Source organism: Microbacterium sp. (genome assembly GCF_047606685.1).
Classification (GTDB): Bacteria; Actinomycetota; Actinomycetes; order Actinomycetales; family Microbacteriaceae; genus Microbacterium.
Genome location: NZ_JASGEC010000022.1, coordinates 1 through 4,605, shown reverse-complemented (window position 1 = coordinate 4,605; position 4,605 = coordinate 1). Strand labels below are relative to the sequence as shown.

The window sequence follows — 4,605 nt, the reverse complement described above, 5'->3', positions numbered from 1 at the left end:
GGCGGCGAGCGCGTCGCCCCCGGCGTCGAGCCCGACGAGGAACCCGGCCAGCGACGCGTCGCCGGCACCGGCGGTGTTGGCGAGCCGGGGTGCCGTCGCGTGGGCGTGCACGATCCGGTCGGCCGTCACCGCGAGCACGCCGTCGGCGCCCATGCTCACGTACACGAGCTCGAGTCCGCGGCGAACGAGCGTGCGCGCGGCGCCCGCCACGTCGCCGATCGTGCGCAGCGTGCGGCCGGTGAGCTCGGCGAGCTCGTGCGTGTTGGGCTTTGCCAGCGCCACCCCGGCGCCCCGGTCGACGAGCCGGACAAGGCCCGCGCCGCTCGTGTCGGCGCCCACGCGCACGCCGCGGGTCGCCGCCGCCTCCAGCAGCGGGCCGAGGTCGGCCGGTTCGCCGTCGACCGCCGGCAGAGTACCGCACACCACAAGCCACCCGGCATCCACCTCGTCGATGGCCTCGACCGTCGCCGCCAGCGCCCGCTGCCACGACTCCCCCGTGAGCGGCGGCGTCGGGGCGTTCACCTTCGTCGTGGCGCCGTCGGCGTCGATGATCGACGTGTTCACGCGCGTCGCCCCGGGCACAGCGACCGGGCGCAGCAGCGCGGCGTGCGGCGACCCCGCCGCGAACACCAGATCGTCCGCGCCGAGCACCACGACGGCGGCCGTCGGCACCGACGCGTGCGCGAGCGCGGCCGACAGGTTGACGCCCTTTCCGCTCAGCTCTCGCTCATATGCCGATGCGCGCATGAAAGCTCCGCGCACGAGCTCGTCCACGCGATAGGTCGCGTCGACCGCGCCCGCCGCCGTGAAGGTGACGACCGGCGTGCTCACCCCGCGGCCCCGTGGCTGATGAGGCCGGCCAGGCGCGCCACCTCGGCGGCCACCGCCTCGCGGGCGGGCCGCACGTACGTGCGCGGGTCGACCACGGCGGAGTCGGCGGCAAGCGCCTCGCGCACCGCGGCGGTGAAGACGACGTTCAGATGCGTGCCGATGTTGATCTTGCGCATTCCCGCGACGATCGCGCGGTCGATGCCGCTGTCGGGCACGCCGCTCGAGCCGTGCAGCACGAGCGGCACGGGCACGCGCTCCGCGAGCCGCGCGATGAGCCCCTCGTCGAGCGAGGCCTCGCGGCTGGTCATGGCGTGCGAGCTGCCGACCGCGACCGCGAGCGCGTCGACGCCCGTGGCCGCGACGAACGCCGCCGCGTCGTCGACGTCGGTGCGCACGCCGGGTGTGTGCGCCCCGCCCTTGCCGCCGACCTCGCCGAGCTCGGCCTCCACCCACACGCCGTGCTCGTGGGCGCGGGCGACGACCGACGCCGTGCGCGCGACATTCTCGGCGTCGTCGAGGTGCGCCCCGTCGTACATCACCGACGGCAGGCCGAGCGCGATCGCCTCCTCGACGAGCTCGACGTCGGTGGCGTGGTCGAGGTGGACCACGATCGGGGCGGTGGATGCCTCGGCCAGGCGCAGCGCCGCCGCGGCGGCGGGCGCGACGCCGCCGTGGAAGCGCACCGCGTTCTCCGACAGCTGCAGCACGACGCCCGCGCCGGCGCGCTCGGCGCCGGCCACGATCGCTTCGGCGAGCTCGAGCTGGACGAAATTGAACGCGCCCACCGCGCGGTGCGCCGTCAGCACGGCGCGCATGTCACTGAGCGGCATCCACACTCCTGTCCTCGATCTGAAACCGGTCGTCGGCGCGATCGGCGGTCGCGAGCACGAGCTCGGCGTTGCGCTGGTCGGTCCCCAGCGCCCACGCCCGCGCGGCGTCGGGGTCGCGGCCGTAGCGCTCGTGGCGGGCCACGAGCCACTGTTTGCGGCGCTCCTCCGGCGGCTCGACGAACCACACCTCGGCCAGCTCCGGCCGCACAGCCTGCCAACCGCTCTCGTTCAGCAGCAGGTAGTTGCCCTCGGTGATGACGAGGGGCACGTCGGGGTCCACGCGCACCGAACCGGCGATGGCCGCCTCCAGCGAGCGGTCGAACTCGGGCGCATAGACGACCTCGTCGGCGGCGCGGATGCGGCGCAGCAGCGCGACGTAGCCCGCCACGTCGAACGTGTCGGGCGCGCCCTTGCGGTCTGCCCGGCCGAGCCGCGCCAGCTCCGCGTCGGCGAGGTGGAACCCGTCCATCCCGACCAGCACCGCGTCGGGGCCGAGCGCGTCGAGCAGCGCGCGCGACAGCACGCTCTTGCCGGCGCCCGGCGCGCCGGCGATGCCGAGGATGGCACGCTCCGGCCGCGCGGCGAGGGCGCGGGCGCGCTCGACGAGATCGGCGACGGTGGCGACGCGGGCCTCCATCAGATCGGCTGCCCGGTCGGCAGCAGCACGAGGTCGCGCACGACGACGTGCGGCGGGCGCGTGAGCATGAACACGATCGCCTCGGCGACATCGGACGAGCGGATGCCGGTGCGCGCGGCGATCTGCTCGGCCTCCTCGGGCGAGCCGTGCGTGAAGCCCCACAGCGGGTTCAGGACGACACCGGGTGCCACGGCGCCGATCCGCACGCCGGTCTCGGCGGTCTGCCGGCGCACCGTGTGCACGAACGACTGCACGGCGTGCTTGCTCGCCGAGTACACCGGCTCCCACTCGATGTCCTGGTGGCCCGACACCGAGCTCGTGACGAGGATGTCGCCGGCCCCCTGCGCGACCAGGTGCGGCAGCGCCGCCCGCACGAGGGTCATCACCCCCGTGACGTTGGTGGCGACGAGGGCGGCGATGTCGGATTGGGCGGCGTCGACGAGGTCGCCGCCGACGTAGATGCCGGCGTTGGGCAGCACGATGTCGAGCCGCCCGAGGCTCTCGAGCGTCTCGGCGACGACGCGGTCGGCGGTCGCGGGGTCGGCGACGTCGGCGGCGATGGCGGTGACACGGTCGGGAGCGGTCGCTGCCAGCTCCGCGAGCTTGTCGGCCGAGCGCGCGACGGCCACCACGTGGCATCCCTCCGCGATCAGGGCCTGCGCCGTGGCGAGGCCGATTCCCGAGCTCGCGCCGGTCAGCACCGCGACCTTCCCGTTCAGCGCGGTCATGGCGTCTCCTCTCCGGCGGCGGCCAGTAGGGCGCGCCGATACAGTTCGTCGGGCCGCGTGTCGATGCGCTGCACCTCTTCGGGAGGCATGAACTGCGCTCCGCCCACCGCGTTCGCGCCGATGAGCACGCGCGCCACCTTCTGCATCATCGTGGTGATGCCGAGCACCTGGTCGGCCGACGCGCCGAGCGCGAACACGCCGTGGTTGCGCAGGTAGACGGCCTTGGGCGCCTCGCCGTGCCGGGCGATGTGGTCGCGCAGCAGCTCACGGACGGCGCGCGCGAGGCGGATGCCAGGATCGATGTACGGCACGAGCAGCGGGGTCGAGCCCAGCACCACGATCTGGTCGGGGAACAGCGCCCCGTCCACGAGCAGCTCGGCGGACTGCGAGCACAGCAGCGCGTTGACGCTGGTGGGATGGCTGTGCGCCACGACGCGCGCCTCGGTCGCCTCGTAGAGGACGACATGCAGCAGCGCCTCCACCGACGGCCGCCGGCCCTCGGCGCGGGCGATGGCAGAGAAGAAGGCGTCGACCTCGGCATCGCCCGCCTCGTCGTCGGCGATGAGGGCGACGGCGTCGGTGAGCGGCAGGCGCACGAAGTCGCCGGGCTCGGCGTGCTGCAGCACAACGCCGCTGGCCTTGACGAGCATGTCGTCGCCGACGCGGACGGACGTGTTGCCCTCGCCGAGGATGGCGGCGTCCATGGCCGGGTCGCCGAGGCGGCGGGAAAGGTCGACGAGCAGATCGAGCGGGGTCGTCTTCATGGCTAGATCGCGGTGTAGCCGCCGTCGACCACGAGCGTCTGGCCGGTGAGGTACGACGATGCCGACGACGCCAGCAGCAGCACGACCCCGTGCAGGTCGTCCGGCTCGCCCATCCGGCCCGCCGGGATCATCCCGACCCACTCGGTGGCCAGCTCGGGGTTCGCCTCGGTGAACTGGCGGGTCATGTCGGAGAGGATGTAGCCGGGGGCGATCGCGTTGACGCGGATGGCGGGCGCCCACTCCACCGCGAGCGAGGTCGCGAGGTGGTCGACGGCGGCCTTGGACGCGTTGTACGACGCCTGGTGCTGGGGGATGTTGGCGATGCGCCCCGACATCGAGGAGATGAGGATGGCCGAGCCCGTGCGGCCCTCGGCGATCAAGGGCCGGGCGAACGACTGCGTGGCGTAGAACGTGCCGTTCAGGTTGACGTCGACGACCTTGTTCCACACGGCGGGGTCGACCTCGGCGGCGTCGCCCCAGATCGTGATGCCGGCGGCCGTGATGAGCACGTCGGCGACACCGAGCTCGTCGCGGGCGTGCGCGAAGGCGGCCTCGACGGACGCCGGGTCGGTCACGTCGACGACCGCGGCCGCGGTGCGCGCGCCGGTGTCGGCGGCCAGGCGGCGGGCCGAGTCGGCGACGTCGGGCAAGAGGTCGAGCAGCGCGACGCTCGTGCCCTGGCGCGCGAGCGCGGAGGCAAGCGAGTAGCCGATGCCACGCGCGCCGCCGGTGACGACGGCGACGCGGCCGGCGAGATCAGGAAAGTTCATTGTGGCCTTCGGGTGGGCCGTGGTGGCCGGGGACGCGTCCCCGGC

6 protein-coding genes are annotated in these 4,605 nt (G+C 74.1%); all 6 read right to left on the bottom strand.

Going from position 1 to position 4,605, the window contains the following annotated elements:
- Positions 1-831, bottom strand: an 831-nt coding sequence (locus tag QM611_RS02700) for a 1-phosphofructokinase family hexose kinase (RefSeq protein ID WP_415078362.1), incomplete at its 3' end; no start/stop codon positions are given.
- Positions 828-1,661 carry a class II fructose-bisphosphate aldolase gene (locus QM611_RS02695; RefSeq protein WP_415078361.1) on the bottom strand — a complete coding sequence of 278 codons (834 nt, stop codon included), beginning with the start codon at positions 1,659-1,661 and terminating at the stop codon, positions 828-830. The genes QM611_RS02700 and QM611_RS02695, both read right to left, overlap by 4 nt.
- Positions 1,648-2,298 carry a nucleoside/nucleotide kinase family protein gene (locus QM611_RS02690; RefSeq protein ID WP_415078360.1) on the bottom strand — a complete coding sequence of 217 codons (651 nt, stop codon included), beginning with the start codon at positions 2,296-2,298 and terminating at the stop codon, positions 1,648-1,650. The genes QM611_RS02695 and QM611_RS02690 overlap by 14 nt, the downstream gene beginning before the upstream one ends.
- A complete protein-coding gene (locus tag QM611_RS02685; protein ID WP_415078359.1) occupies positions 2,298-3,026 on the bottom strand; it encodes an SDR family oxidoreductase in 729 nt (242 codons plus the stop codon). The genes QM611_RS02690 and QM611_RS02685 overlap by 1 nt, the downstream gene beginning before the upstream one ends.
- Positions 3,023-3,790, bottom strand: coding sequence for a class II aldolase/adducin family protein (locus QM611_RS02680; protein WP_415078358.1), 768 nt, complete (start codon positions 3,788-3,790; stop codon positions 3,023-3,025). The genes QM611_RS02685 and QM611_RS02680 overlap by 4 nt, the downstream gene beginning before the upstream one ends.
- A gap of 2 nt (positions 3,791-3,792) precedes the next feature.
- The coding region (locus tag QM611_RS02675; RefSeq protein ID WP_415078357.1) for an SDR family oxidoreductase at positions 3,793-4,605 on the bottom strand (813 nt) is incomplete at its 5' end.

Bases quoted from the DNA above. Each gene is read 5' to 3' on its own strand.
- QM611_RS02695 (WP_415078361.1), bottom strand. From the start codon at position 1,661: ATGCCGCTCAGTGACATGCGCGCCGTGCTGACGGCGCACCGCGCGGTG.
- QM611_RS02690 (WP_415078360.1), bottom strand. From the start codon at position 2,298: ATGGAGGCCCGCGTCGCCACCGTCGCCGATCTCGTCGAGCGCGCCCGC.
- QM611_RS02685 (WP_415078359.1), bottom strand. From the start codon at position 3,026: ATGACCGCGCTGAACGGGAAGGTCGCGGTGCTGACCGGCGCGAGCTCG.
- QM611_RS02680 (WP_415078358.1), bottom strand. From the start codon at position 3,790: ATGAAGACGACCCCGCTCGATCTGCTCGTCGACCTTTCCCGCCGCCTC.